The 26,825-nt window shown below is 61.4% G+C and carries 21 protein-coding genes and 1 pseudogene; 12 read left to right on the top strand and 10 right to left on the bottom strand.

Features of this window, described 5'->3' with window-relative positions:
• Positions 1-212 precede the first annotated feature (212 nt).
• On the top strand, positions 213-1,922 hold the full coding sequence (locus HWU94_RS06410) for a formate--tetrahydrofolate ligase (protein WP_185172987.1): 1,710 nt from the start codon (positions 213-215) through the stop codon (positions 1,920-1,922).
• Positions 1,923-2,012: 90 nt separating this feature from the next.
• On the opposite strand, the gene dld is transcribed toward HWU94_RS06410, so the two are convergent.
• Entirely contained in the window at positions 2,013-3,725 is a 1,713-nt protein-coding gene (gene dld / locus HWU94_RS06405; protein ID WP_185172986.1) for a D-lactate dehydrogenase, read from the bottom strand.
• Between the two features lie 44 nt (positions 3,726-3,769).
• Entirely contained in the window at positions 3,770-4,474 is a 705-nt protein-coding gene (locus HWU94_RS06400) for an MBL fold metallo-hydrolase (protein WP_185172985.1), read from the bottom strand.
• A 163-nt stretch (positions 4,475-4,637) separates the two neighbouring features.
• Between HWU94_RS06400 and uvrA the strand changes: the two genes are divergently transcribed.
• From uvrA to secG, 10 genes are all read left to right on the top strand, one after another.
• Entirely contained in the window at positions 4,638-7,511 is a 2,874-nt protein-coding gene (uvrA, locus tag HWU94_RS06395) for an excinuclease ABC subunit UvrA (protein ID WP_185172984.1), read from the top strand.
• A gap of 122 nt (positions 7,512-7,633) precedes the next feature.
• Entirely contained in the window at positions 7,634-8,320 is a 687-nt protein-coding gene (locus tag HWU94_RS06390; RefSeq protein WP_185172983.1) for a 1-acyl-sn-glycerol-3-phosphate acyltransferase, read from the top strand.
• 65 nt (positions 8,321-8,385) lie between these two features.
• Positions 8,386-10,374 (top strand): excinuclease ABC subunit UvrC, encoded by a 1,989-nt coding sequence (uvrC, locus tag HWU94_RS06385; RefSeq protein WP_185172982.1) that lies wholly within the window; start codon positions 8,386-8,388, stop codon positions 10,372-10,374.
• 47 nt (positions 10,375-10,421) lie between these two features.
• Positions 10,422-11,312 (top strand): RNase adapter RapZ, encoded by an 891-nt coding sequence (gene rapZ, locus HWU94_RS06380; protein ID WP_185172981.1) that lies wholly within the window; start codon positions 10,422-10,424, stop codon positions 11,310-11,312.
• A complete protein-coding gene (gene yvcK, locus HWU94_RS06375) occupies positions 11,312-12,334 on the top strand; it encodes a uridine diphosphate-N-acetylglucosamine-binding protein YvcK (RefSeq protein ID WP_409348787.1) in 1,023 nt (340 codons plus the stop codon). The genes rapZ and yvcK overlap by 1 nt, the downstream gene beginning before the upstream one ends.
• 62 nt (positions 12,335-12,396) lie before the next feature.
• On the top strand, positions 12,397-13,377 hold the full coding sequence (whiA, locus tag HWU94_RS06370) for a DNA-binding protein WhiA (RefSeq protein ID WP_185172980.1): 981 nt from the start codon (positions 12,397-12,399) through the stop codon (positions 13,375-13,377).
• Positions 13,378-13,679: 302 nt separating this feature from the next.
• A complete protein-coding gene (gene gap, locus HWU94_RS06365; protein WP_185172979.1) occupies positions 13,680-14,684 on the top strand; it encodes a type I glyceraldehyde-3-phosphate dehydrogenase in 1,005 nt (334 codons plus the stop codon).
• A 151-nt stretch (positions 14,685-14,835) separates the two neighbouring features.
• Positions 14,836-16,059 carry a phosphoglycerate kinase gene (locus HWU94_RS06360; RefSeq protein ID WP_185172978.1) on the top strand — a complete coding sequence of 408 codons (1,224 nt, stop codon included), beginning with the start codon at positions 14,836-14,838 and terminating at the stop codon, positions 16,057-16,059.
• Positions 16,060-16,172: 113 nt separating this feature from the next.
• Positions 16,173-16,949, top strand: a complete 777-nt coding sequence (tpiA, locus tag HWU94_RS06355) for a triose-phosphate isomerase (protein ID WP_185172977.1) — start codon at positions 16,173-16,175, stop codon at positions 16,947-16,949.
• 74 nt (positions 16,950-17,023) lie between these two features.
• Positions 17,024-17,281: a preprotein translocase subunit SecG gene (secG, locus tag HWU94_RS06350; protein ID WP_185172976.1), complete on the top strand. Its 258-nt coding sequence runs from the start codon at positions 17,024-17,026 to the stop codon at positions 17,279-17,281.
• A gap of 71 nt (positions 17,282-17,352) precedes the next feature.
• Here the strand turns inward: secG and pgl are convergent, their stop codons facing one another.
• The 7 genes and pseudogenes from pgl to HWU94_RS11595 form a co-directional block, all read right to left on the bottom strand.
• On the bottom strand, positions 17,353-18,126 hold the full coding sequence (gene pgl / locus HWU94_RS06345) for a 6-phosphogluconolactonase (protein ID WP_185172975.1): 774 nt from the start codon (positions 18,124-18,126) through the stop codon (positions 17,353-17,355).
• Entirely contained in the window at positions 18,119-19,102 is a 984-nt protein-coding gene (locus HWU94_RS06340) for a glucose-6-phosphate dehydrogenase assembly protein OpcA (RefSeq protein WP_185172974.1), read from the bottom strand. The genes pgl and HWU94_RS06340 overlap by 8 nt, the downstream gene beginning before the upstream one ends.
• Positions 19,099-20,634 carry a glucose-6-phosphate dehydrogenase gene (zwf, locus tag HWU94_RS06335; RefSeq protein WP_185172973.1) on the bottom strand — a complete coding sequence of 512 codons (1,536 nt, stop codon included), beginning with the start codon at positions 20,632-20,634 and terminating at the stop codon, positions 19,099-19,101. Before zwf ends, HWU94_RS06340 begins: the two co-directional genes overlap by 4 nt.
• Positions 20,635-20,820: 186 nt before the next feature.
• Positions 20,821-21,884, bottom strand: a pseudogene (gene tal / locus HWU94_RS06330) (transaldolase).
• Between the two features lie 67 nt (positions 21,885-21,951).
• Complete coding sequence (locus tag HWU94_RS11605) at positions 21,952-22,410, bottom strand: transketolase-like TK C-terminal-containing protein (protein ID WP_244955911.1); 459 nt, start codon at positions 22,408-22,410, stop codon at positions 21,952-21,954.
• A 5-nt stretch (positions 22,411-22,415) separates the two neighbouring features.
• On the bottom strand, positions 22,416-22,907 hold the full coding sequence (locus tag HWU94_RS11600) for a hypothetical protein (RefSeq protein WP_244956067.1): 492 nt from the start codon (positions 22,905-22,907) through the stop codon (positions 22,416-22,418).
• Positions 22,908-22,992: 85 nt separating this feature from the next.
• Positions 22,993-24,069, bottom strand: coding sequence for a transketolase family protein (locus tag HWU94_RS11595; protein WP_244955910.1), 1,077 nt, complete (start codon positions 24,067-24,069; stop codon positions 22,993-22,995).
• A 477-nt stretch (positions 24,070-24,546) separates the two neighbouring features.
• Here HWU94_RS11595 and HWU94_RS06320 point away from each other — a divergent pair, with 477 nt between their 5' ends.
• The gene (locus HWU94_RS06320) at positions 24,547-25,506 is read left to right on the top strand and encodes a heme o synthase (protein ID WP_377130091.1); all 960 of its coding nucleotides are present in this window, start codon (positions 24,547-24,549) and stop codon (positions 25,504-25,506) included.
• Positions 25,507-25,615: 109 nt separating this feature from the next.
• On the opposite strand, the gene HWU94_RS06315 is transcribed toward HWU94_RS06320, so the two are convergent.
• A complete protein-coding gene (locus HWU94_RS06315) occupies positions 25,616-26,794 on the bottom strand; it encodes a heme A synthase (protein ID WP_185172972.1) in 1,179 nt (392 codons plus the stop codon).
• Positions 26,795-26,825: the final 31 nt, after the last annotated feature.

Below are 26,825 nucleotides of genomic sequence, written 5' to 3'. Positions count from 1 at the left end.
CTGGCGAAATTCAATGTGTAGTGATGCGCTCAACATTACCTCATGCCGACGGCTGGCGTATGCTACCTGTCCTAGGGGTGGCGGGCCTGGTAGCTCTTCTAAAAATTTGAGTATTCCTTGAGGTGTGTTGAGTGTGCTGGGTCTGCACAACATGACTCAGGGCACTAAACTGGGTGGTGGCAGATAAGCTAGTTAACAAGGAAGTTCACATTATGAGCAAGCCCTTCCCCTCTGATCTTGAAATCGCCCAGGCAGCGACCCTGCAGCCGATTACCGAGATTGCCGCGGCATCAGGCATCAATGAAGATCGCCTAGAGCCCTACGGCAAGTACGTTGCCAAGGTGCAGCTGACCGACGACACCACCGCAGAAAAGGCCCTGGCCCGCGGCTCCAAGTACATCGTGGTCACCGCCGTTACCCCCACCCCTCTTGGCGAAGGTAAGACCGCAACCTCGGTCTCCCTGGCCCAGGGTATGGCAGCAACCGGCCGTAAGGCCATGCTGACCCTACGTCAGCCCTCCATGGGCCCCACCTTCGGCATCAAGGGCGGCGCAGCAGGCGGCGGCTACTCCCAGATCGTCCCTATGGAGAAGCTCAACCTGCACCTGACCGGTGACTTCCACGCCGTCACCGCAGCCCACAACCTGCTTGCTGCCATGATCGACAACCACCTGCACCACGGCAACGAACTGCGCATCGACACCCGCGCCATCACCTGGCGCCGCGTCATCGACATGAACGATCGCGCCCTGCGCAACATCGTTATCGGTCTGGGTGAGCGCATGGACGGCGTGCCCCGCGAAACCGGCTTCGACATCACCTCAGCCAGCGAAATCATGGTGATTCTTTCGCTTTCCACCAGCTTCGCCGACCTGCAGGAACGTCTTGCCAAGATCGTGATTGGCCTCAATGTGGACGGGGACCCCGTCACCGCAGCCGACCTCAAGGCCGACGGCGCTATGGCCGTCATCCTGGCTGACGCTATCAACCCCAACCTGCTCCAGACCCTCGAGAAGACCCCCGCCCTGATTCACGCAGGCCCCTTCGGAAATATTGCCACTGGCAACTCCTCGGTTGTCGCTGACTACGTTGGTCTTGAGCACGCCGACTATGTGATTACCGAGGCCGGCTTCGGCGCAGACATGGGTGCGGAGCGCTTCTTTAACGTCAAGTGCCGCATCTCCGGTCTCAAGCCGGACGCCGCCGTCCTGGTGGTCACTGTCCGCTCCCTCAAGTCTCACTCGGGCCGCTACAAGATTGTGCCCGGCAAGCCCCTGCCCGAGGGCCTGCTGGCAGAGAACACTGAGGACGTCGAGGCAGGCGCCGCTAACCTGCTCAAGCACATCGAGATTGTGCGATCCTTCGGCGTGCAGCCGGTGGTTGCTATCAACGCCTTCCCCACCGATTTCGAGTCAGAACACGAGACGATCCGCCGCATTGCCGAGGAGGCCGGCGCTCGCGTGGCGATTCACCGCGGCGTTGCCGAGGGCGGTAAGGGCGTGACTGAGCTGGCGGACGCCGTCGCCGCAGCCTGTGATGACGTGAGCGAGCTGACCTACACCTACGAGGACGAAGACAGCCTGACCACCAAGATTGAGAAGGTCGCCACCAAGGTCTACGGCGCGGAGGGCATTGAGGTCGCCCCCGCTGCGGCCAAGCAGCTGGCCCGCTACGAGGAGCTGGGCTACGGCAAGCTGCCGGTTGTCATTGCCAAGACCCACCTGTCCATCTCGGCTGACGCCTCGCTGAAGGGGGCCCCGACCGGTTGGACCCTGCCTGTGCGCGAGGTGCGCCTAGCTGCCGGTGCCGGTTATGTTTACGCTATCTGCGGTACCATGCGTACCATGCCGGGCCTGGCCAAGTCCCCGGCTGCCGAGCGAATTGGCTTTGACGAGAACGGCACCATGGTCGGCCTCTTCTAAACCCCATCCAGGGTTTACCCACGAAAGGACGCCGCCGCCCGTCTTACCCGGTCAGGGGAGGGGCGGCGGCGTTCTTCCTTTGTAGGGGGTTTATGCCCAGTCCTTCTTGGGGGAGGTGCCACCGATGCCGGCGTTGAAGGTGTTCGTGGGGTCAAGCTGCTTAAAGTGCTCCACCATAGCTTCGGGCATGTGGTAGAGACGCCCATAGTTGTGCTCAGCCGGCAGTTTAGCGCCACGGGCCTCGAGCAGCTCCTGAATATCATCGTGCAGCTTATGGGGGTCAACGCCCTTCTTAGCGACGTAGTCCTGGTGCATGACGTGGCAGAAGAAGTGGCCGTAGTAGGCGGTAACATCCAGCTGGCTAGCAATTTCAGGGGGCAGTACCTCTAGCCAGTCCCAGTCATCGCGGCGCAGGGCAACATCGATGGGAATGAGCTCACCCAGCTCCTTGCGCTTCATACTGGCGTAGCGGGTGGCGGCGCTGGCAGCGCCGAAGCGGTGAAGGTTGGCGCTCTGTGCCTCGTCCGCTGTGCAGATGAAGAAGTCGCCCTCGTGCTCGGGAGCCGCGAAGAAGTCCCTAAGCATAGTTTCGGTCGCCTGCTTCTGGGCCTCGCTGACGGTGAGCAGCAGATGGTGTTCGAAGCGGTCGCGGTAGTCCAGCATGCGCTTGGGTAGCTGGCTGGGGACCAGGTCAAAGATACGCTGGGAGACGGTGTCTGCGAAGGTGGGGCCAATGCCCGGAACCTTACCGAAGACCCCGTTAGCCCAGGTTTTGAAGGCAAACATGCGGGTCTGCAGTGCAGAGCTCATGTACTTGAGGAAGACGAAGGTGTCTTTGCCGTACTTTTCTGCCAGGTCGAAGGCACTACGGCCCATGTACTCACCCGAGATGGGCAGGGGCATGTCGGCTTCGAGGAAGATGCGGCGGATTTCTTCGAGCTCACGAGGGTTGTGGGTGCCGATGTAGAACATGGCGGGGTTCTTCTCGAGCGGGAAGGTGCGGGTTCGCACGGCAAAGACCATGATTTTGCCAGCAGATCCGGACGCCTCAAACAGGTACTCGGGGTTGGAGTTGTAGCGGGCGGGGGTCGGCTCCATCTTGCGCAGGTGGGCGGCGTACTCGGTCTCGCTGCTGTCGGCAGGGGCGGGGGTGACGTCGTCCGCCGACCAGGCGCCGCGCTGCAGGCGGTCGAGGGCGACCTCGGGGTCGTCGCCCAGGGAGATACCCAGGTGGTTGACCAGCTCGACCTTGCCTTCTTCGGTGACGCGGGCATAGATGGCTTCGCGGGTGAAGGCCGGGCCCTTGCGAATCTGGCTGCCGCCGGAGTTATTGGCGATACCGCCGATGACCGAGGCACCGATGGAGGTGGACCCAATCACCGAGTGGGGTTCGCGGCCGTGCGGTGCCAGTTCTTCGGTCAGGTGGGTGAGGGTGGCGCCCGCCAGGGAGATGGCCTCGTGGGCGTCGTTGATCAGGTGCACCTGATTGATGAGGTGGGTTGAGATGAGCACGATGGGGCGGTCGTAGTCCTGGAAGCCCGGGCCGGAACCGCCAGTCAGACCGGTGTTAGAGGCCTGGGGAATTACCATGAGGTTGTGGTCGACGCAGACCTGGAGCGCCTTCCACATCTGCACCAGGGTGGTGGGGCGGAGGACGGCAAGCAGAGGGCCGCCGCCGAAGCGGTAGCCCTTGCTGTAGGGCATGGTCGCGTGCTCTGCGGTGAGCACGTGGTCAGAGCCCACAATGTCCTTGAATGCCGCGAGGGCCTGCTGATGGGCTCCTGAGTTTGCTGGGGAGGTCATCTCACATCTTTCTGTTGAGGGTTAGTGCTTTTACGTTGATTCTACTACCAGCCCCGCTCCTTCCACGCAGGCAGCTGGGGGCGTTCCCTGCCCAGAGTGGTGGAGTCGCCATGGCCCGGCAGCACCAGGGTGCTATCGTCAAAGCGGCCGAAGATGCGCTCTGAAACATCGGCAAAGAGCTGCTCAAAATCCTGGGGAGAGTTGGTCTTACCCACCCCGCCCGGGAAGAGCGAATCTCCGGTGAACAGCAGAACCCGCTCACCGGCGTCCGCCCCCTCAGATTCCCGCAGTGCCAGGGCAATTGAACCCGGGGTATGCCCGCGCAGGGCAATCGCCTCAAGCTCAATGCCGGCTAAAGTCAGGCACTCGCCGCCTACCAGACGCTCTTCAACCTCTACGCCTTCCTGCTCGGCGATAGCCTGAGCATCGGGGGCGCCGCAGTAGGTTACCGGGTCCCAGGCCTCAACAGCATCGGGCAGGGCACGGATATGGTCCCAGTGGGAATGGGTGGTTACCAGGGCGCGGACGCCGCCTCCCGCCTGGTCGTGGGTAGCGGGGGAGTCAGCGGCGGCAGCCTGCTGGGCGAAGGTGCTGATGGCGGGAAAATCGTCCGCGGCGTCAATCAGCACCTGCCCACCGCTTGCCCGGTGGGTCAGCAGGTAGACGTTGTTTTCCATCTCCGATACCGCAATGGACCGCACGGTCAGGGCATTGGACTCAAAAATCAGGGTATTGGCTAGGTCACTCATGGCCCCATTCTAGGCTCTCACCCCGCCTTTGTACCATGCCCTGCCCATTTTAGGACCCCAGAATGAGCAGGGTACGGTACAAACCGGGAGGGGGAGACGCTTTCATCGCTCATGCAAACCCTATAGAATATATCTTCGAAACATTCTCTTAGATAGGTGACTCATGGCAGGCTCAGCCACACAACCCACCGGCAACGACCTCACCCATATCCGTGTGCAGGGCGCCCGCGAAAATAACCTCAAAAACGTCGACCTCGATATCCCCCGTGACGCCATGGTCGTATTCACCGGCCTCTCCGGCTCAGGCAAATCCTCCCTTGCCTTCGACACCATCTTCGCCGAAGGCCAGCGCCGCTACGTCGAATCCCTCTCCTCCTACGCCCGCATGTTCCTGGGCCAGGTCGACAAACCCGACGTCGACTTCATCGAGGGCCTTTCACCGGCCGTCTCCATCGACCAGAAATCTACCTCTAAGAACCCGCGTTCAACCGTCGGCACCATCACCGAAATCTACGACTACATGCGCCTACTCTGGGCGCGCGTAGGACACCCCCACTGCCCCGAATGCGGCGAGGAAATCTCCAAGCAGTCCCCCCAACAAATCGTTGATACCCTCATGGACTACCCCGAGAAAACCCGCCTTCAGGTGCTCGCCCCCGTCGTCTCAGCCCGCAAGGGCGAGTTCGTTGACCTCTTCAAAGAACTCTCCACCGCCGGGTACGCCCGCGCCCGCGTGGACGGCGAGGTCATCCAGCTCACCGACCCGCCCAAGCTTGAAAAGCAGTATAAGCACACCATCGAGGTTGTCGTTGACCGTATCGCCATCAAGGAGAGCGTCCACCAGCGCTTAACCGACTCCGTCGAAACCGCGCTGGGGCTCGCCGACGGCAAGGTGCTCATCGACTTCGTGGACGAGGACGCCGACGCCCCGGGCCGCACCCGCTCCTTCAGCGAAAACCTGGCCTGCCCCAACGGCCACCCCCTGGCCGTCACCGAGGTAGAACCCCGCGCTTTCTCCTTCAACTCGCCCTTCGGTGCCTGCGCCGCCTGCGACGGTATCGGCTCCACCCTTGAAGTAGACACCGACCTGATCGTGCCCAACCCCGACCTCTCCCTGGCCGAGGGAGCCGTCGCCCCCTGGGCTACCGGCAAGGCAACCAGCGAATACTGGCTGCGCCTGCTCGCCGGTCTTGCCGAAGAACTCGACTTCGACCTCGCCACTCCCTTCAAAGACCTTCCCGCCAAGGTCAAAAAAGCTATTCTGAACGGCAAGGACTACAAGGTCACCGTCGCCTACAAAAACCGCTTCGGCCGCGAACGCCGCTACACCTCCGGCTTCGAGGGCGCCAGCGCCTACATCAAACGCAAGTACGAAGAAACCGAATCAGACTGGTCAAAAGACCGCTACGAACAGTACATGCGTAAGGTCGCCTGCACCTCCTGCAACGGCGCCCGCCTCAACCCCACCATCCTGGCCGTCACAGTCGGCGGCAAATCGATTGCCGACGTCACCGACATGCCCATGCGCGAAGCCCTCACCTTCATGCGCTCGCTGACCCTGAGTGAGCGTGAGGCTAAGATCGCTGAGTTGGTGCTCAAAGAAATTGATGCCCGCCTGCAGTTCCTGCTCGATGTGGGCCTGGACTACCTGAACCTGGCTCGCTCAGCGGGTACCCTCTCGGGCGGTGAGGCCCAGCGTATCCGCCTGGCAACCCAGATTGGCTCCGGCCTGGTGGGCGTGCTCTACGTGCTGGACGAACCCTCCATCGGCCTGCACCAGCGCGATAACCGCCGCCTGATTGAAACCCTCACTAAGCTGCGTGATATGGGCAACACCCTAATCGTGGTGGAGCACGACGAAGACACCATGAAGGAAGCCGACTGGATCGTGGACGTCGGCCCCGGTGCTGGCGAGCACGGCGGGCAGATCGTGCACTCGGGTACCTTTGCCGAGCTCCTTGAGAATAAAAACTCCGTGACCGGTGACTTCATGGCCGGACGCCGCACCATCACGGTGCCCGCCACCCGCCGTCCGGTTGACCCCAAGCGCACCATCAAGGTCATTGGTGCCCGCGAAAACAACCTCAAGAACGTGGACGTCGAGTTCCCCCTGGGCGTGCTCACCGCCGTCACCGGCGTCTCAGGTTCGGGCAAGTCCACCCTGGTCAACGATATTCTCTACACCTCCTTGGCAAATAAGCTCAACGGGGCCAAGCAGGTGCCGGGCCGTCACAAGACCATCACCGGCCTGGAACACCTCGACAAGATTATCCACGTGGACCAGTCACCCATCGGCCGCACCCCGCGTTCAAACCCGGCGACCTATACCGGCGTCTTCGACCACATCCGCAAGCTCTTTGCAGAAACCACCGAAGCCAAGATGCGCGGCTACCAGCCCGGTCGTTTCTCCTTCAACGTCAAGGGTGGACGCTGCGAAGCCTGCTCGGGCGATGGCACCCTCAAGATTGAGATGAACTTCCTGCCCGATGTCTACGTGCCCTGTGAGGTCTGCAAGGGCAAGCGTTACAACCGCGAGACCCTCGAAGTGCACTACAAGGGCAAGACCATTGCCGACGTCCTTGAAATGCCGGTCTCTGAAGCTGCCGAATTCTTCGCCGCTTTCACCAAGATTTCGCGCTATCTCGACACCCTGGTGGACGTGGGCCTGGGCTATGTGCGTTTGGGCCAGTCAGCGACCACCCTCTCCGGCGGCGAAGCCCAGCGCGTCAAGCTGGCTACCGAGCTCCAAAAGCGCTCTAACGGACGTTCCATCTACGTGCTCGATGAGCCCACCACCGGCCTGCACTTTGAAGATATCCGCAAGCTCCTTGGGGTGGTGCAGGGCCTGGTCGATAAGGGCAACACCGTCATTACCATCGAGCACAACCTGGACGTCATCAAGAGCGCCGACTGGCTCATCGACATGGGCCCCGAAGGCGGCGACGGCGGTGGCACCGTGCTGGCAACCGGTACCCCCGAGCAGCTGGCAACCGTTCCCGAATCCCACACCGGCCGTTTCCTAGCTGAGATGCTCTAGGGCAGCAGCACCCCACCGGGGTATGCTAAATAGGTCAAAACAGCCCTAAAATTTCAAAAAGCATACCCCGGGTGGGGTGCCTGCCACGGTAGGCCCCGCCAGCTGTGCACCAAGGAGTTCTCATGTCCCTCAAATACAAGGCAACTCAAAAGACCGTCGAAGCCCTGCTCCGTACCGTCTTCCGCGCCCGAGTGACCGGCCTTGAGAACTTCCCCGCTGAGGGCCCCGTCATCGTGGCCTCCAACCACCTGGCCTTCCTCGACTCGGTGATAATCTCAGCCCTCATGCCCCGTCGAGTTGCCTTCCTCGCCAAGTCTGAGTACGTCAACTCACCGGGTCTCAAGGGCAAGGCCATGAAGACCCTTTTCCAGGTCATTGATATTATTCCGGTCAATCGCACCGACAAAAAAGAGTCCATGAAGGCCCTCGAAACCGCCCTCGACCGCCTCAACGAGGGCAAGGTTTTCGGTATCTACCCCGAGGGTACCCGCTCCCGCGACGGCTACCTCTATAAGGGAAAAATCGGGGTGGCCTGGCTGGCCCACATGACCGGGGCCACCGTGGTGCCCATCGGCCTGATCGGTACCGATAAGATTCAAAAGCCTGGCTCCAACATGGTCTACCCCCACCGTTTTACGGTGCGGGTGGGGGAGCCCATGACCTTCGAAAAATTGGGGGATCGTATGAGCGGCAAGCAGCGCCGCCAGACCACCGACCAGATTATGGATGCTATCGCCCAGCTCTCTGGCCAGCCCCGCAAAAACGAATACAACGTCTCACCGTCAGCAGAACGCGACGGGGGAATCTAGCCCAGCACCCAGCGCGGGCTAGAGGCTCCTGCCGCTCCTGACCTAGCTCAAAGGACCTGATACACGTGGCCGATCCTGCCTCCTACCGCCCGGCGTCCGGCGAAATCCCCACCAACCCCGGGGTCTACCGCTTCCGCGATGAGGTGGGTCGTATTATCTACGTGGGTAAGGCCAAGAACCTGCGTAACCGCCTGAACTCCTATTTTGCCCGCGTAGATTCCCTGAGTCCCAAAACCTACGCTATGGTGCACACGGCCGCCTCGGTGGAGTGGACGGTGGTGGGCAGCGAGCTCGAATCGCTGCAGCTGGAGTACACCTGGATCAAGGAATACAAGCCCCGTTTTAACATCGCCTTCCGCGATGATAAGTCTTACCCCTACCTGGCTGTCACCCTGAAAGACCGTTTCCCGCGCGCCCAGGTCATGCGCGGGGAAAAGAAGAAGGGGGTGCGCTATTTCGGCCCCTACTCCCAGGCCTGGGCTATCCGCGAAACCCTTGACGCCCTCTTGCGGGTCTTCCCGGTGCGCACCTGCTCAGCCGGCGTTTTCAACCGGGCGCAGGCGTCCGACCGGCCCTGCCTGCTGGGCTACATCGACAAGTGCGCCGCCCCCTGCGTGGGTAGGGTGAGCCGCGAAGACCACCAGAAAATCGCTGAGGACCTGTGCTCCTTCATGGCCGGGGGAGCTGAGAAGTTCATTGCCGACCTGACCCGGCAGATGAAGGACGCCGCCGCCGACTTTGATTTTGAAAAGGCGGCCCGCCTGCGCGATGACATCGAAGCCTTAACCAAGGCCTTTGAACGCAACGCTGTGGTGCTGCCCGATTCGGTGAATGCCGACCTGTTCAACTTTGTTGAAGATGACTTAGAAGCTGCGGTGCAGGTGTTCTACGTGCGGGCGGGGCGCATCCGCGGCCAGCGGGGCTGGATTGTTGAGAAGGTCGAAGACTCCACCCCCGAAGCCCTGGTCGACCACCTACTGGTTCAGGTCTATGGTGAGGCTGCTGCCGCCCTGGCTGCTGGGTCAACCGAGGAAGAGATCAACCACAACCTCAACGAGATACCCCGCCACATCAACGTGCCGGTTCTGCCCGAAAACCATGAGAAGCTCGAAGAATGGCTCTCGGGTGTGTGCGGAGCCAAGGTGACCATTAGTGTGCCCCAGCGCGGCGACCGGGTTGAGCTAATGGCAACCGTTGCCGAGAATGCCAAACAGGCCCTGACCCTGCACAAGACCCGCCGGGCAGGGGACCTCACCACTCGCTCGGCCTCCCTGGTAGAGCTCCAAGAGACCCTGGAACTGCCCGAAGCCCTCATGCGCATCGAGTGCTACGACATCTCCCACGTACAGGGTACTAACGTGGTGGCCTCCATGGTGGTTTTTGAGGACGGCCTGCCCAAGAAGAGCGACTACCGCAAGTTCTCCATTACCGGGGACGCCGCCCGCGACGATACCGCCAGCATGTACGACGTCATCTACCGACGCTTCCGCCGCTATCTCACTGACGAGGCCCCAGGAGCCCGGGTGCGGGCGTCCGGTCAAATCAGCGACGAGGACCTGCACACCAAGGAACCGACCAAGTTCGCCTACCCGCCCAACCTGGTCGTGGTGGATGGTGGCCAGCCCCAGGTTGCCGCCGCCACTCGGGCCCTCGAAGACCTGGGAATTACCGATATCTATGTGGTCGGTATCGCCAAGCGACTCGAAGAGCTCTGGCTGCCGGGCGACGACTTCCCCGTTATCCTGCCCAGAACCTCTAATGCCCTGTACCTGATTCAGCGTATTCGCGATGAGGCCCACCGCTTCGCTATCACCTTCCACCGCTCTAAGCGGGGTAAAGAAATGGTCAAATCAGCCCTCGACACCGTCCCCGGGCTGGGCCCTGCCAAACGCGAAGCCCTCATCAAACACTTTGGCTCTCTCAAACAGCTTTCAGAAGCGAGCGCTGAGGAGCTGCAGGCCGTGCCCGGCATCGGCCCGGCCATGGCACAGAAAATTCTGGAGCGTTTCACACCGGGTGCTGAGAGCGACCCCAAGAATGAAGCCGTGCACTAAGCTAGAACTACCACCCCAATGATTTGTGGAAGCGAGAGATCCCACCCATGTCACCCACCTCCAGCGAGCAGACCGTCAAGCCGCAGATTCTCGTGATTACCGGTATCTCGGGAGCCGGCCGATCCACAGCAGCTAACGCCCTCGAAGACGAGGGCTGGTACGTGGTTGATAATATCCCCCCTCAGATGCTCGGTTCCCTGGCCCAGCTGGTCAAAGACTCACCGGGCAAACTCCCCAAAGTAGCTGTGGGTATCGATATTCGTGCACGTCGCCAGCTGGCCGACCTGCCTGAAGCTATCAATAAGCTCCGTGCCTCAGATGTCGACTTCTCCATGCTCTTCATGGATGCTGCCGATAAGGACATCATCGCCCGCTACGAGGCCCAGCGCCGCCCTCACCCTCTTCAGCAGGGTGGGCTTGTAGCTGAGGCAATTGCCGAAGAACGCCGCATCTTCGCTGGCTTGCAGGAGGAAGCCGACTACGTTATCGACACCTCCGGTATGAACATCCACCAGCTGGCAAAAAAGGTGCGTGAAACCTATGCGCCGGGCAAGGAGCGTCTGGTCAACGTCACCGTCATGAGTTTCGGCTTTAAGTACGGTACCCCCTCCGATGTGCACTACATGGCCGATATGCGCTTTATTCCTAACCCTCACTGGGTGCCCGGCCTGCGCGCCCAGACCGGGCAGGACGCCGCCGTCCGCGACTTTGTTTTTGCCCAGGACGGCACCGAAGAGTTCATCAGCAACTACATCGCTGCTCTACAGCCCGTTATCGCCGGCTACCGCCGCGAAGGAAAGCTGTACGCTACCTTTGCCATCGGCTGCACCGGGGGTAAACACCGCTCGGTTGCCGTGAGCGAAGAGGTCGCCCGCCGCCTGAGCGAAATGGAAGATGTAAACATCTCCGTGCACCACCGCGATATGGGGCGTGAATAATGTCTGAGGCAACTCGTATGAGCCGGTTCCCCGAAACCGGTCTGCTACCCATCACCACCCAGGGGCACGACCTGCCCGTGCGTGTCACTGCCCTGGGCGGCGGCCACGGGCTCTACGGCTCCCTTTCTGCTCTCAAGCTCATCACCACCGCCCTCACCGCCGTGGTAACCGTGGCGGACGACGGGGGTTCCTCGGGTAAGCTCCGCGAAGAGCTGGATGTGCTGCCACCTGGCGATCTGCGCATGGCTCTTTCGGCCCTGTGCGACGATACCGACTGGGGGCACACCTGGCGCGACGTCATGCAGCACCGCTTCACTCCTCGAAGCCCAGATCGCCCCACCTCCCTCGATAACCACGCCCTGGGTAACCTGCTGATTGTCACCCTCTGGGAGCTTCTGGATGATACCATCGCCGGGCTGGACTGGGCCGGGGCCCTACTCAATGCCCGCGGGCGAGTGCTGCCCATGGCTACCTCGCCCCTGATTATTGAAGGCGATATCGTCACCACCAACGACCACGGGGTGACCTTCCGCGATACCGTCCAGGGCCAGGCAACCCTCGCCAAGGCAGGGCGTGTGGACAAGGTCCGCCTGCTCCCCGAGAACACCGAAGCCTGCCCGGACGCCGTCCGCGCGGTGCATGAGGCCGATTGGGTAGTGCTAGGGCCGGGTTCTTTTTACACCTCCCTGCTCCCGCACCTGCTCCTGCCCGGCCTACGCGACGCCATACTCAACACCAGCGCCCAGATTTGCCTGGTCATGAACCTGGAGCTTGACGGTAAAGAAACCCGCGGTATGAGTGCCGCAGACCACCTGCTCGTTTTGCGTGAATACGTTCCAGAAATTAGGGTTAATACAGTTATCGCTGATCCTGCGACCGCAGGAGAGCGCACCACATTTGAAGACGTAGCGGCCCAGCTAGGGGCGAAGGTGCTCTGGGCTGATGTAGCGGAAGCCGACCAACCCGGCGTCCACGACCCCCTTAAACTAGCAGCTGCCTACAAGCACGTCTTCAAACACTAACGCCGACCACACACCGGCACCCTCGCTTACAAGAGCAGACACTATTTTGGAGGAAGACCCGCATGGCCCTGACGGCATCGGTCAAAGAAGAGCTGGCACACTACGAAGCCACGCGCTCATCCGTGCGCAAAGCTGAGGTGGCCACAATCTTGCGCTTCACGAACGGTCTGCACCTTGTGCAAGGAAAAATCGTGGTCGAGGCTGAAGTTGACCTTGAAACTACAGCAGAGCGCCTGCGCTATAACATCGCCGAAATGTACGGCCATGAGGCTTCCATTACCGCTATCTCGGGTGGCGGGCTGCGCCGGGGCGGACGCTACGTTGTTCGCGTTGATCAGGGTGGCGAAGCGCTAGCCCGTCAGACCGGTTTGCTGGACGGACGCGGTCGCCCCGTCCGCGGTCTACCCCCTGCCGTGGTTAACGGCTCCCTGGCCGATGCTGAAGCTGTCATGCGCGGGGCCTTCCTGGCTCACGGTTCGCTGACCGAGCCCGGGCGTTCGTCCGCCCTGGAATTTACCTGCCCCGGCCCCGAGGCTGCCCTGGCCCTGGTCGGTGCCGCACGCCGACTCGACGTGATTGCCAAGGCCCGCGAAGTACGCGGAGTAGACCGGGTGGTCGTGCGCGACGGTGAGACCATCTCCCTGCTGCTAGAGCGCATGGGTGCTGTTGACGCCCTCGACAACTGGCGGGAACGCCGCGCCCGTAAAGAGGTTCGCGCGACCGCTAACCGCCTGGCTAACTTCGACGACGCCAACCTGCGCCGTTCAGCCCAGGCCGCTGTCGCCGCCGGTGCCCGCGTTGAACGGGCTCTGGAAATCCTGGGCGATAAGGTGCCCGAGCACCTGCGCTACGCCGGTGAACTGCGTGTTGCCCACAAGCAGGCTTCCTTAGACGAACTGGGCCGCCTGGCTGAACCACCCATGACCAAAGATGCTATCGCCGGCCGTATCCGCCGCCTGATTGCCATGGCCGATAAGCGAGCCGCCGAGCGTGGAATCCCCGGTACTGAAGCGGGCGTAAACGGCACAAACCACCTCAACTAGGCTGTGTGGGTTTTTGTTGGTTTGCCCTTTACTGGGTGGTCTTGCTCATGCTCTCACCCAGCAAAACCCATATTTGCAGGTCAAAACTGGGGTCAAGCGTCCATAAACGCACGTAAGTCCACTTAAAAAACCGACAGAAACACACCAAAACTCACATAAACAGGGTATGATGGTTAACGAACCGGACGAGAGCTCACCCGCTTGAGCTGAAGGAACCACGTTTTCCCAAGTTCGGCGATGAAACGCCAGAACCGGCGTCTCGTCCACCAACGTCACTAACTGTATCTAGGAGTTTGATTTCAGTGACTGTACGCGTAGCTATTAACGGCTTTGGCCGCATCGGTCGTACCTTCTTCCGCGCAGCACAGCAGCACGGCGAAGGCTTCGAGATCGTTGCTATCAACGACCTGACCGACGTCAAGACCCTCGCACACCTGCTCAAGTACGACTCCATCATGGGTCGCTTCGACGGCGAAGTTGCTGTTTCCGAAAACGGCCTGACCGTCAACGGCAAGGAAATCAAGGTTCTGGCTGAGCGCAACCCCGCAGACCTGCCCTGGGCAGACCTCGGCGTAGACGTTGTTCTCGAATCCACCGGCTTCTTCACCGACGGTGAAAAGGCAAAGGCACACCTCGAAGCTGGCGCCAAGAAGGTTATCCTTTCTGCACCCGGCAAGAACATCGACGGCACCTTCGTCATGGGCGTCAACGACGACCAGTACGATTCAGCCACCATGAACATCGTTTCAAACGCATCCTGCACCACCAACTGCCTGGCACCCATGGCCAAGGTACTGAACGACAAGTTCGGTATCGAAAAGGGCCTGATGACCACCATCCATGCCTACACCGCTGACCAGCGCCTACAGGACGCCCCCCACTCAGACCTGCGCCGCGCCCGCGCCGCAGCCCTGAACATGGTTCCCACCTCAACCGGTGCAGCAGCAGCTGTTGGTCTGGTTCTGCCCGAACTCAAGGGCAAGCTGGACGGCTTCGCAGTTCGCGTCCCCACCCCCACCGGCTCCATCACCGACCTGACCTTCACCGCTTCACGCGAAGTTACCGTTGAAGAGGTCAACGCAGCCGTCAAGGAAGCAGCAGAGGGTGCCATGAAGGGCATCATCACCTACTCCGAGGAGCCCATCGTCTCCAAGGACATCGAAGGTGAGCCCGTTTCAACCGTCTTTGACGCACCCCTGACCAAGGTCATCGGCAACCAGGTCAAGGTTATCGCCTGGTACGACAACGAATACGGCTACGTTTCACGCCTGGTCATGTTCACCAACAAGGTAGTTGCAGCTCTCTAAGCTGTTATCCACCGGTCTTTCATGAGACAGCAATAGGATAGGGTTAGCGAATCGACGCGCACACGCGCGGTTCGCTAACCCTTACCTATACCCGGCACCGCCCTGGTGCCCACCCCATTTACCCTCACAAACAATGGAGATGAAAACTCCCATGGCAAAGACTCTCGCAGAGCTCATTGACGGTGGCGTAGCAGGCCGTCGCGTTCTCGTCCGCTCCGACCTGAACGTACCCCTCAAGGACGGCGTTGTCACCGATGACGGCCGCGTCCGCGCCTCACTGCCCGTACTCAAGAAGCTCACCGACGCCGGTGCCCGCGTCATCGTGACCGCCCACCTGGGTCGCCCCAAGGGTCAGGTAGACCCCCAGTACTCCATCAAGCCCGCTGCAGAGCGTCTGGCAGAACTGGCAGACTTCCCCGTCATCATCGCAACCGACCTGGTGGGCGAGGACGCCAAGGCTAAGGCCGAGGCTCTGAAGGACGGCGAACTGCTCGTCGTTGAAAACGTACGCTACGACGCCCGCGAAACCTCCAAGGACGACGCCGAGCGCGCCGAATTCGCAGCAGAGCTGGCAGCCCTGACCGGCGAGAACGGCGCCTACGTGAATGACGCCTTCGGTGCTGTGCACCGCAAGCACGCTTCGGTATACGACATCGCTAAGGAACTGCCCGCCTACCTGGGCGACCTGGTCAAGACCGAAGTTGACGTTCTGCAGAAGGTCATCAAGAACCCCGACCGCCCCTTCGTCGTTGTCATGGGTGGCGCTAAGGTCTCAGACAAACTGGCAGTTATCGACAACCTCATCGGCAAGGCAGACACCCTGCTGATCGGCGGCGGCATGGGCTATACCTTCGCCAAGGCCATGGGCTACGAGATCGGCCAGTCCCTGCTGGAAGAAGACCAGATCGAAAACTGCAAGCGCTACATGGAAGAAGCCCCTAAGAAGGGTACCGAACTCATCATCGCCTCAGACATCGTCTGGTCAGATGACTTCTCCAACGACGCTAATACCGAAATCCGCCCCATCGAAGACCTCACCGGCGGCAAGCTGGGCGCCAAGGCAGAGGGTCTCGACATCGGCCCCGCCACCCGCGAACTCTTCGCCCAGAAGATCAAGGAAGCCAAGCTGGTCTTCTGGAACGGCCCCGTAGGCGTCTTCGAAATTGAAGCCTTCGCAAGCGGCACCAAGGCAGTAGCCGACGCTCTCGTCGAGTCAGAGGCATTCTCCATCATCGGTGGCGGCGACTCAGCATCAGCAGTGCGCAACCTGGGCTTCTCCGACGACCAGTTCGGCCACATCTCCACCGGCGGCGGCGCTTCCCTCGAATACATCGAAGGTAAGACCCTGCCTGGCCTTGAAGCACTCGGCGCCTAAAACAACACCACGTGGCAGTAAGCCACCCGGCGGTTAAACCACCAGCGGGCAGGACGGGCGCACCCGCCGCGTCCTGCCCACCTACCTCAAGATTTCGCGAAAGGAACGAGCCCATGACTCGCAAGCCCCTCATCGCAGGCAACTGGAAGATGAACATGGACCACACCGAAGGTGTGACCCTGCTCCAGAAATTGGCCTGGACCCTGGACGACACCAACTTCGACTACGACACCGCCGAAGTTGCAGTTTTCCCTCCCTTCACCGACATCCGCTCCGTACAGACCCTCGTTGACGGCGACAAGCTCAACATCGTCTACGGCGGCCAGGACCTCTCAGACCAGGACTCCGGCGCCTACACCGGCGACATCTCCGGTGTCTTCCTCAAGAAGCTCGGCGCAACCTACGTGCTGGTCGGCCACTCAGAACGCCGCACCATCCACGGTGAAACCGACGCCGTCTGCGCCGCTAAGGTACAGGCTGCCTACCGCAACGAGCTCACCCCCGTACTCTGCGTTGGTGAAGGCCTCGACAAGCGCGAAGCCGGCGAGCACGTCGACTTCACCCTGGACCAGCTGCGCGGCTCCATCGAGGGTCTGACCGCAGAACAGGCTGAGACCCTGGTCGTAGCCTACGAACCCGTCTGGGCTATCGGTACCGGCAAGGTTGCAACCGCAGCTGACGCCCAGGAAATGAGCAAGGCTATCCGCGAGGAACTGACCAAGCTCTACTCCGCAGAGGTTGCCGATAAGGTTCGCGTACTCTACGGCGGTTCCGTCAAGGCAGCATCAGCCCCCGAGATTATGGCAGAGGCAGACGTCGACGGCGTACTGGTTGGCGGTGCATCCCTCGACGCCACCGAATTCGCTAACATCGCACGATACAAGGCCTAAAAAATACCCTAACTAGGGGTATAGTAGTTTGATGGCGCTTCGAAACGCCCTTCAACCCGACTGAAAGGTTCTGCGTGGAAACCCTCAAGAGTATCCTGATGGTCCTGATCGCTATCGCGAGCATTCTTACCATCCTGCTGGTTCTACTGAACCGCGGTAAGGGCGGCGGCCTCTCAGATATGTTCGGTGGTGGCATGACCACCTCGCTGAACTCTTCGGGCATGGCATCTAAAAACCTAATCCGTCTGACCGTTACAGTGATTCTGCTGTGGGTCTTTGCGATTATCGGTTACGCCCTGGTCATGCGTTTCTCTGAGGTTGCTGTTATCTAGGCTTACATCAAAAATTCCCGCCTACCGGTTCACCGGTAGGCGGGAATTTTTTGTCTCTGAATCCCTGAACTCTAGGAAGCTGAGCCGAGGGCGTCCTCGGTTACCAGAATTAGGGTTTCGAGCAGGCCGCGGGCCCCAGCAGCCGGGGTCTGGGTGAGGATCTCGGCGGTTAGCTGGGTTTCAGGCAGAGCGGACGCCGCCCGCAGGCGGGCAGTTGCCTCGGCCTTGTCGCTCCCGGCAACCAGGAACCAGATGCGCTCTGAGTAGTTGATTACCGGCAGGGTCAGGCTCACGCGGGTGGGTGGGGGCTTGGGGGAGTTGTGCACCGCAAGGGCGGTGGCGTCAGCCTCTAGAATTTCGGCCCGGTCGGGGAAGAGGGAGGCGATATGGCCATCGGGCCCCATACCCAGCAGGGTCAGGTCAAACAGGGGAGACGCCTCACCCTCGGGGGCGTAGCGGGCTAGCTCAGCAGTGTAGGATTCGGCCGCTTCCTCCGGGGTATCAAAAACATCTGAGGCACCCATGACGTGCAGGTTCTCTTCCGGCAGCCCCAGGGAGGTGAGCCAGGCGTCCTTGGCCTGCTGTTCGTTGCGATCAGCGTGGCCGCGCGGCACAAAACGCTCGTCTGACCACCAGAAATGAACCTTAGACCAGTCCACGGTAGCGCTCAGCGGGCTTTCTGCAATACCCGCAAGTACCGCAATGCCCATAGAGCCACCGGTCAGCGACAGGTGGGCAATACCGCGGGCAGCCACAGCGGTTGCAGCTACATTGATGATGCGGGTGGCACCGGCCAGCTGCAGCTGGGCCTTATCGAGATGGGAAACGACGATAGGATTAGGCATCGTAGACCTCCGTATAGTCGGCGCCCTCATCGTGCACATCGTCTACGTTCACATCGACCACGATGTTGCCACTGGCGACAACAGACTTGAGCACCTCGCCGTAGACCTCATCGGGGTCAAGGCGACGCAGCTCTTCTGCCAGGCAGTCGGCCAGGGAGCGGGCCGGCAGGGAAATCTGCTGGTCGGGCACACCGGGGGAAGAAATGGTAGCAATGTTGCGACCGGGGCGGTGGATGATGATGGAGCCATCTTCGCGTTCAAGTTCTACCTTGTAGAGGCCGCGCTGCACATCGGTGGTGCGCAGGTGCACCTCAGCGCCCAGACGGTCACCCAGCCAGGCCCCGAGCAGAACGACCGAGGGGCTCATGGACGAACCGGAGACCACCACGCGCTTGACGGGGGAGGGCTCGATCTGGTCGAAGACAGCAGCAATCTGAATACGCCAGAGGGTCAGGCGGATCCACGCCAGGTCGGTGTCACCGTCCTTGTAGCTGGCAGCCAGCTTCTCTAGCACACCCAGGGGGGCGTAGGCGCGGGCTGAATCGGTGATACGGCGCTGGGCAATCTTGCCGATAGAGTGCTCTGCCGGGTTCTCGGGAACCGAGTGGGGCCACCAGGCAACGATGGGGGAGTCAGGCAGTAGCAGCCCCGAAATCAGGGACTCGGTAGCAACAGCCGCTGAACCGTACCCGCGGAGAATGATGAGCTCTGAAGCACCCGCGTCGCCGCCCACGTAAATGCGGGCATCGAGCCGATCGTCGGCGTCCTGACCGTAATCAATATGGACGATAATGCGGGAAGGGTGTTCGTAGGAGGCTTTCAGGGCCGCCTCAACCGCGGTCTTTGAGTGGCCTTTCTCGGCCAGAATGACCAGGGTCAACACACGAGAGGACGTGGTCGCCCCCTCCTCACTGCGCAGGCGGGAGAGCTCCTTGGCAACCTCGCCCACAGTGGTGTCTTTGAGTTTCTTCATCATGGGCGCCTCCAAGCACGGCCGTCGCGTTCCAGCATTTCGTGGGCAGAAGCCGGGCCCCACGAACCGGGGGCGTAGGCTTCAGGTTTAATCTTGTTCTCTTCCCAGTACTCTTCGAAGGGGTCAAGAATCTTCCAGGAGAGCTCAACCTCTTCATGCCGGGGGAAGAGCGGGGGCTCACCGAGCAGCACATCAAGAATCAGACGCTCGTAGGCCTCGGGAGACTCTTCGGTGAAGGAGTGGGAGTAGCCAAAGTCCATGTTGACGTCGCGGATTTCCATCTGGGTGCCGGGCACCTTGGAAGCAAAGCGCAGGGTCATGCCCTCATCGGGCTGCACTCGAATCACAATCGCGTTCTGGCCGGAGCTATCGGCACTACCGCCAAAGAGCAGGTTGGGAGCCTTCTTGAAGACCACGGCAATTTCGGTGACGCGGCGGCCCAGACGCTTACCCGCGCGCAGGTAGAAAGGCACGCCCGCCCAGCGGCGGGTGTTGATGTTCAGCTTGAGGGCGGCGAAAGTTTCGGTGCGGGAGTCGGCGGGAATGTCGTTCTCGTCAAAGAAGCCGTTGACCTCTTCACCGCCCTGGTTGCCGGCAGCGTACTGGCCGATGGCAAAGGCTGAGGCAATATCATCGGGAATCTGGACTGCCTCAAGCACCTTGGCCTTCTCAGCGCGCAGGTGCTCGGCGTTGAAGCTGACGGGCTCTTCCATGGCAGTGAGTGCCAGCAGCTGCAGCAGGTGGTTCTGAATGACGTCGCGGGCAGCGCCCACGCCGTCGTAGTAGCCAGCACGGGTACCGATGCCTATGTCTTCGGCCATAGTGATCTGCACGTGGTCGACGTTGGTGGCGTTCCACAGGGGCTCGAACATCTGGTTGGCAAAGCGCATGGCCAGAATATTCTGCACGGTTTCTTTGCCCAGATAGTGGTCGATACGGAAGACCGAATCGGCGGGGAAGACCCGCTCAACAATGGCGTTGAGCTCGCGGGCGGTTTCGAGATTGTGGCCGAAAGGCTTTTCGATAACCACACGGCGCCAACCCTCGTGCTGGTTGTGATTGGCCAGGTCGTGATCGGCTAGCTTCTGCAGTACCTGGTCAAAGTCCTTGGGCGGAATCGACAGATAGAAGGCGTGGTTGCCGCGGGTGCCTCGGGTTTCGTCGAGCTCTGCCAGGGTCGCCTTGAGCTTTTCAAAGGATTCATCGGAGTCGAAGGTGCCGGTGACAAAGCGAATGCCGGCAGCGAACTGGTTCCAGACGTCCTCTCGGAAGGGGGTGCGGGCGTGGGCTTCAACGTGCCCGCGCACCTCCTGCTGGAAGTCCTCATGGCTCCACTCGCGGCGTCCGAAACCGACCAGGCCAAAGCTGGGCGGGAGCAGGCCGCGGTTAACCAGGTCGTAGACCGCGGGGAGTAGTTTCTTGCGCGCAAGGTCGCCGGTGACGCCGAAGAAGACCAGGGAGGACGGGCCTGCCACGCGTGTTAGTCTGCGGTCGCGCGGGTCGCGCAGGGGGTTTGAATCGTGAGTGTTGGCCACCGCCGTGAATCCTTCACAGGTTGGTTGGGGCGGCAGCTGCGAAAGGCGTGGGGGCTGCCGCGGTTCTCTTGTTCTAGTGTACTAGTGCCCACCGGGCCGGCAGGTGCTCGCCGCCGGGCTGGGGTGATGGTGAGCGGGTGCAGTGAGGGTGGGGGATACGACCCCCACCCTCAGCGTGAAACGGTACTACTTGCTGTCAGCCAGTGCGGTGGTGACGGTGTCGAGCAGTTCCTTCCAGGAGACCTCGAACTTCTCAACGCCTTCAGTTTCCAGCTTTTCTACCACGTCGTTGTAGGAGATACCTACAGCTTCGAGCTGGTTGAGGATCTCGGTGGATTCCTCGTAGGTGCCCTCGATAGCGTTACCCGCAACCTCTGCGTGGTCGAAGGTTGCGTTGAGGGTTGCCTCGGGCATGGTGTTGACGGTGCCGGGGGCTGCGATCTCGGTGACGTAGAGGGTGTCGGGGTAGGCGGGGTTCTTCACGCCGGTGGATGCCCAGAGCGGACGCTGGCGGTTGGCACCTGCGGCTTCCAGGCGGGCCCAGCGCTCTGAGGAGAAGGCCTGCTCGTAGACCTCGAAGGCCAGGCGGGCGTTAGCTACACCGGCCTTGCCGCGCAGGGCGAGGGCTTCGTCGGTGCCGATGGCCTCAAGGCGGGCATCGATCTCAGTGTCGACGCGGGAGACGAAGAAGGAGGCAACGGAGTGAATCTTTGAGAGGTCTTTACCGTTTTCCAGTGCCTTTTCGAGGCCCAGCAGGTAGGCGTTGATGACGGCGCGGTAACGCTCCAGGGAGAAAATCAGGGTGACGTTGACCGAGATACCTTCAGCCAGGGCCTCAGCGATGGGCTCTAGGCCCTCTTCGGTGGCGGGAATCTTAATCATGACGTTGTCGCGACCAACTGCTGAGTAGAGCTCCTTAGCCTGGGCCAGGGTTGCAGCTGATTCGCGGGCCAGCAGGGGAGAGACCTCGATGGAGACACGGCCGTCAAAGCCCTGGGTTGCCTCGTAGATGGGGGCAAACACGTCGCAGGCGTCACGTACGTCGTCAATCATGGCAGCAAAGCCAGCTGCCTCTGCTTCGGTGCCCTCTGCTGCCAGCTTCTTCATCTGCTCGGCGTAGGCTGCGCCGTTCGACAGAGCGGCAGCGAAGATGGAGGGGTTGGTGTTACACCGACCACGTTCTTGGTGTCGATGAGCTCCTGCAGGTTACCGCTGGTGAGACGCTCGCGGGAGAGGTCATCGAGCCAGATGGATACGCTTGCGTCTGAAAGCTTCTGGGTGGGGTAGTCATAATGTTTTCCTTAACTTGACGTTCGGTTAGCGGGCAGCGGAGATGGACTCGCGAGCCTTGGCGGCGACGTTCTCGGCGGTGAAGCCGTAGTCGGCGAAGAGTTCCTCGGCTGAGGCTGAGGCGCCGTAGTGTTCCAGGGAAACGGCGCGGCCTGCTTCGCCCAGAATGTCCATCCAGGGCATGGCCAGGCCGGCTTCAACGGTCACGCGGGCCTTAACTGCGGAGGGGATGACTGACTCGCGGTACTCGGCAGACTCAGCTGCGAACCATTCGCGGCAGGGCATGGAGACAACGCGGGCGGCGATACCCTCTTCTGCCAGCTGGGTGCGGGCAGCTAGGGCAACCTCGACCTCAGAACCGGTGGCAATGAGGATGACGTCGGGGGTGCCTTCGGTATCAGCCAGGATGTAGCCGCCGCGGGCCGCGCCGTTAGCGGAAGCGAACTTCTCACCCCCGGCGTCCGCGTGCAGGTCTTCACGAGCCACGTTGGTCAGGTTCTGGCGGGAGAGCACCAGGCCGGCGGGGTGGTCCTTGATGTCCAGGATCTTGTGCGCCAGGCTACAGCGGTTTCGTTACCGTCAGCGGGGCGCACAACATCGAGGTTGGGGATTGCGCGCATAGCGGTCAGGTGCTCAACGGGCTGGTGGGTGGGGCCGTCCTCACCCAGGCCGATAGAGTCGTGGGTCCAGACGAAGATGTTGGGCACACCCATGAGCGCTGCCCAGGCGGACGGCCGGACGCTGGTAGTCGGTAAAGACAAAGAAGGTGCCAGAGAAAAGGACGGGTGGGCGAAGACAGCGCGATACCGTTGGTGATAGCCTGCGGCGGCGTGCTCGCGAATACCGAAGTGCAGCACACGACCGTAAGGGTGGCCGGTCCAGCTCTTGGTGGAGCGGGACTCGGGTTGAAGGATTTTCTCGGTATCGATGGTGGTGTTGTTCGAACCGGCCAGGTCAGCTGAACCGCCCCAGAGCTCGGGCAGAACCGGAGCGATTGCGTTGATGACCTTGCCCGATGCCGCGCGGGTAGCGATGGAGGTGCCAGCCTCAAAGATGGGAAGAGCCTCATCAAGTTCGGCGGGCAGCTCGCCAGCAACCAGGCGCTCGTAGAGCTTGGCCTGCTCGGGGTTGGCAGCAGCCCAGGCATCGAAGGGACTTCTGCCACTCGTCGCGCTCAGCTGCGCTGCGCTCAACCAGGGCGCGGGTGTGCTCAAGAATCTCGGGCTCCACCACGAAGTGCTGTTCGGGGTCGAAGCCCAGTACCTTCTTGGTGGCTGCAACTTCGTCGGCACCCAGCTTGGAGCCGTGGATACCACCGGTGTTCTGCTTGGTGGGGGCGGGGTAGCCGATAATGGTGCGCAGCTCGATGAAGGAGGGCTTGTCGGTGACCTTGGTTGCTGCGACGATAGCGTCGTAGAGGGCCTCGACGTCTTCCTTGTAGTCGCCGCCAGCGGTCCAATCGACCTTGGCAACGTCCCAGCCGTAGGCCTCGTAGCGGGCTGCGACGTCCTCGGTGAAGGCGACGTCGGTGTCATCTTCAATGGAGATGTGGTTGCGGTCGTAGATCACGACCAGGTTGCCCAGCTGCTGGTGGCCGGCCAGAGCGGACGCCTCGGCGGTTACGCCCTCCTGCACATCGCCCTCAGAAGCAATGGTGAAGACGGTGTGGTCAAAGGGGGAGGTGCCGGGGGCAGCTTCGGGGTCGAAGAGGCCGCGCATGCGACGCTGGGCGTAGGCAAAGCCCACAGCGGACGCCAGGCCCTGACCCAGGGGACCGGTGGTGATTTCGACGCCCTTGGTGTGGCCAAATTCGGGGTGGCCGGGAGTCAGGGCACCCGCGGTGCGCAGGGCCTTAATGTCGTCAAGTTCCAGACCAAAACCACCCAGGAACAGCTGGCTGTACAGGGTCAACGAGGTGTGGCCGGGGGAGAGAATGAAGCGGTCACGACCCTCCCAACGGTCATCGCGGGGATCCTGACGCATGACCTTCTGGAAGAGCAGGTAGGCCACAGGAGCCAGGCTCATCGCGGTACCGGGGTGGCCCGAGCCAACCTTCTCGACGGCGTCCGCAGCAAGCACGCGAGCGGTATCAACCGCGCGCTGGTCTTTCTCGGTCCATTCAAGCTTCTGATTCAGGTTAGGCATCAGCCGTCCTCTCTCAATCTGGCTACCCAGAAATATTCATCAAACTTATTCTTCTACCCGCCCACCGACGCCCAGCGGGACAAGCCCACACAAGCACACGATAAAACCGGCAAAAGACGCTACTTCCAGGATAGTTCACCTGCGCATATGTGGGCTTGGTTTGCCTCTCAGCGGACGCCCCCGCTTGAGGGTGCGCTTAATCTATTAGCCAGGGGGTAGGTGGGCGTTATACGATGTAATTTGACCAAAAGCTTTTTTGGCGTGCTCACAAACCGGCCAAGGTCGGCTAAAAGTGATGGGCGCCACCCAAAAAATCGGTGCGAGGGGCACCCGGACGCGCAGACGGCGTCCGCACCTCAACACGCCGAAAACCGCAACCTGTTTCACATAGTGAATCACCCGGCGGGGGAACCAAAGAGCTGCACACACAACAGTCAAGGGAAGTCAGCATACGTGAAGGGCCATGGCATCAACACCGTGATCGACCGTACCGAAGAAGGCCAGCAAACCCCCGCTGCGCCTGCACCTGGCCGCGTCTCCCTGGGCCGCAAAATTAGGGCCTACATTCACCTCACGAAGCCTCAAATTATTGAGCTGCTTCTGGTAACCACCGCGCCCACCATGATTTTTGCCGCCGGTGGCTTCCCCAACCTCTGGCTGGTACTTCACACCATGATTGGCGGCTCACTTGCTGCCGGCGCGTCCTGTGCCTTCAACTGCTATATCGACCGCGAAGCTGATCGACTGATGAAGCGCACCGAGAAGCGTCCGCTGGTCACCGGAGAGCTGACTGACCGGGAAGCCCTCGTCTTTGCCTGGGTGTTGTCGGTTGTTTCAATCGTGTACCTCTACTTCCTGGTGAACCCGCTGGCTGCGGGTCTCGGCGTCGTCGCGATTTTCCTCTACGTTGTCTTCTACTCCCTGTGGCTGAAGAAGCGCACCAAACAGAACATCGTCTGGGGCGGCCTTGCGGGCTGCATGCCGGTCTTTATCGCCTGGGCGGCTGTAGAGAACACCATTTCTTGGGCAGCTGTGGTGCTCTTTATGGTGATTTTCCTCTGGACACCCCCGCACTACTGGCCTTTGTCGATGAAGTACGCCGAGGACTACCGGGCCGCCGGCATTCCCATGCTGGGTGCGACCGACTCGGCCAAGAGTGTTTCGGTGCAGGTGGTGCTCTACGGCTGGGCCATGGTGATGTGCTCCCTACTGCTGGTGCCCCTAGGCGGCGCTGGCTGGGTGTACACGGCGACCGCTGTGCTGATTGGGGCCTGGTTCCTCTACCACTGCCACAAGCTGCACCGCCTGGCCCTGGCAGAGCAGGCAACCAGCCGAACCGCTATGGTGGTCTTCCACGGGTCGATTACCTACCTGACCGTGCTGTTCATTGCCCTCGCAGTCGACCCCTTCGTGGGCGGCCCGGTGCTCCCCCTCTAACTCTAAACGCTTCCCTGCAAGGGGACCGCAAAACCTAAAAGGGACCGCATAATACGCGGTCCCTTTTAGGTTTTGAGGTCCCCTTGGAGTGGGGGTGGGAGGAGGAAGGCTACGACGTCCGGACGCGTCCGGCCGCCTTCTCGCGCGCAGCGGGGGATGAGAGCACCAGCTGCCGCTCAAACAGCGAAGACGCCGCCAGGGCGAACACACCCGACCCGATCAGGTGCATCTCCACCAGCCAAATCGGCAGCCCGTTGAAGTACTGGGTGTAACCCACGATAGCCTGGTAGCCCAGCACCGCCAGCACAAAGACCAGAGACTTCCCAAAGATAGGGGCCCATCCCTTTGACCGCCACAGCGCAAAGAAGCCCAGCACCGAAGCGCAGTAAATCCACACGAGAGAACCGTGCAGGCGGGTCACCCACACCGGGTTAAAAGCGTGTCGGTGGGTCTCGGCGTCACCCGCGTGCGGGCCGGTGCCCGTCGTAACGGTGCCCATGAACATCAGCGCAACAACCAGCACCACGCCGACCCAACCGAGCACCCGCATGAGGTGGGCGGACGCGGGGGCGCCGGCGTCCGCACCCTGAGTTGGGGCATGAGCCGGGTCGGTGGCGGGGACGATACCCTCGCGGGCAGCGGTGCCCTCAAAGTAGCGGTAGACGCGGTTGAGGTAGATACCGGCAATCATGATCATCAGGGCTGAAAGCATGTAGTGGGCGGTAATCATCCAGGGGTTGAGGCGCAGCCAGACCGAAATACCACCGACCACAGCCTGCACCGGAATACCCCAGAGCAACAGCAGAGTAAGGTTGAAGAGGTCAGAATAGCGGGAGCGGGGGGCGACAAAGCCGCGCGACTCCAGCCAGGCGCCTAACCCTTGAGCGCGGAAGCTCTCGGATCGACTGCCCACGAGGAGGCCCCAGATGAAGCGACCCAAAGTGACCCGCTCAGGGAATACCACCCGCAGCACCGCCAGGAAGGCAATCACGGTAACGGCGACCAGCACAAAGGTCAGTAGGCGGTTGCCGAATTCGACCATGCCGTGGATGCCCATCTCGGGGGTGGTGGTCCAGGAGCCGTCTGAGGTGCAGCGGGGCCAGGCGTCGCAGCCTAGACCGGAGCCGGTCAGGCGGACGACGCCGCCGGAGATAATGAGCACGATGTTGGCGATGGCTACTGCCCAGGCAGTTTGCTTGACCCAGCGGGTGTAGCTGCGGGGGATAAGTTTTTCACCCAGGCTGGCAGGCCGGTAGGTGCCTGCGGTGGGTGTGTGCGTGGTCGGCATGGAGCTTTCCTTCACGATGGTTGCGGACGGT

This window comes from Rothia nasimurium, assembly GCF_014217215.1.
In the GTDB taxonomy this organism is placed as follows: Bacteria; Actinomycetota; Actinomycetes; order Actinomycetales; family Micrococcaceae; genus Rothia; species Rothia avistercoris.
Note: the sequence above shows the minus strand (reverse complement) of the source record. Positions and strands in the feature narration are given on the sequence as shown.

Bases quoted from the DNA above. Each gene is read 5' to 3' on its own strand.
- tpiA (WP_185172977.1), top strand. From the start codon at position 16,173: ATGACTCGCAAGCCCCTCATCGCAGGCAACTGGAAGATGAACATGGAC.
- HWU94_RS06390 (WP_185172983.1), top strand. From the start codon at position 7,634: ATGTCCCTCAAATACAAGGCAACTCAAAAGACCGTCGAAGCCCTGCTC.
- rapZ (WP_185172981.1), top strand. From the start codon at position 10,422: ATGTCACCCACCTCCAGCGAGCAGACCGTCAAGCCGCAGATTCTCGTG.
- pgl (WP_185172975.1), bottom strand. From the start codon at position 18,126: ATGCCTAATCCTATCGTCGTTTCCCATCTCGATAAGGCCCAGCTGCAG.
- whiA (WP_185172980.1), top strand. From the start codon at position 12,397: ATGGCCCTGACGGCATCGGTCAAAGAAGAGCTGGCACACTACGAAGCC.
- uvrA (WP_185172984.1), top strand. From the start codon at position 4,638: ATGGCAGGCTCAGCCACACAACCCACCGGCAACGACCTCACCCATATC.
- HWU94_RS06410 (WP_185172987.1), top strand. From the start codon at position 213: ATGAGCAAGCCCTTCCCCTCTGATCTTGAAATCGCCCAGGCAGCGACC.
- HWU94_RS06360 (WP_185172978.1), top strand. From the start codon at position 14,836: ATGGCAAAGACTCTCGCAGAGCTCATTGACGGTGGCGTAGCAGGCCGT.
- HWU94_RS06400 (WP_185172985.1), bottom strand. From the start codon at position 4,474: ATGAGTGACCTAGCCAATACCCTGATTTTTGAGTCCAATGCCCTGACC.
- HWU94_RS06340 (WP_185172974.1), bottom strand. From the start codon at position 19,102: ATGATGAAGAAACTCAAAGACACCACTGTGGGCGAGGTTGCCAAGGAG.
- yvcK (WP_409348787.1), top strand. From the start codon at position 11,312: ATGTCTGAGGCAACTCGTATGAGCCGGTTCCCCGAAACCGGTCTGCTA.
- dld (WP_185172986.1), bottom strand. From the start codon at position 3,725: ATGACCTCCCCAGCAAACTCAGGAGCCCATCAGCAGGCCCTCGCGGCA.
- HWU94_RS06315 (WP_185172972.1), bottom strand. From the start codon at position 26,794: ATGCCGACCACGCACACACCCACCGCAGGCACCTACCGGCCTGCCAGC.
- HWU94_RS11595 (WP_244955910.1), bottom strand. From the start codon at position 24,069: ATGCCTAACCTGAATCAGAAGCTTGAATGGACCGAGAAAGACCAGCGC.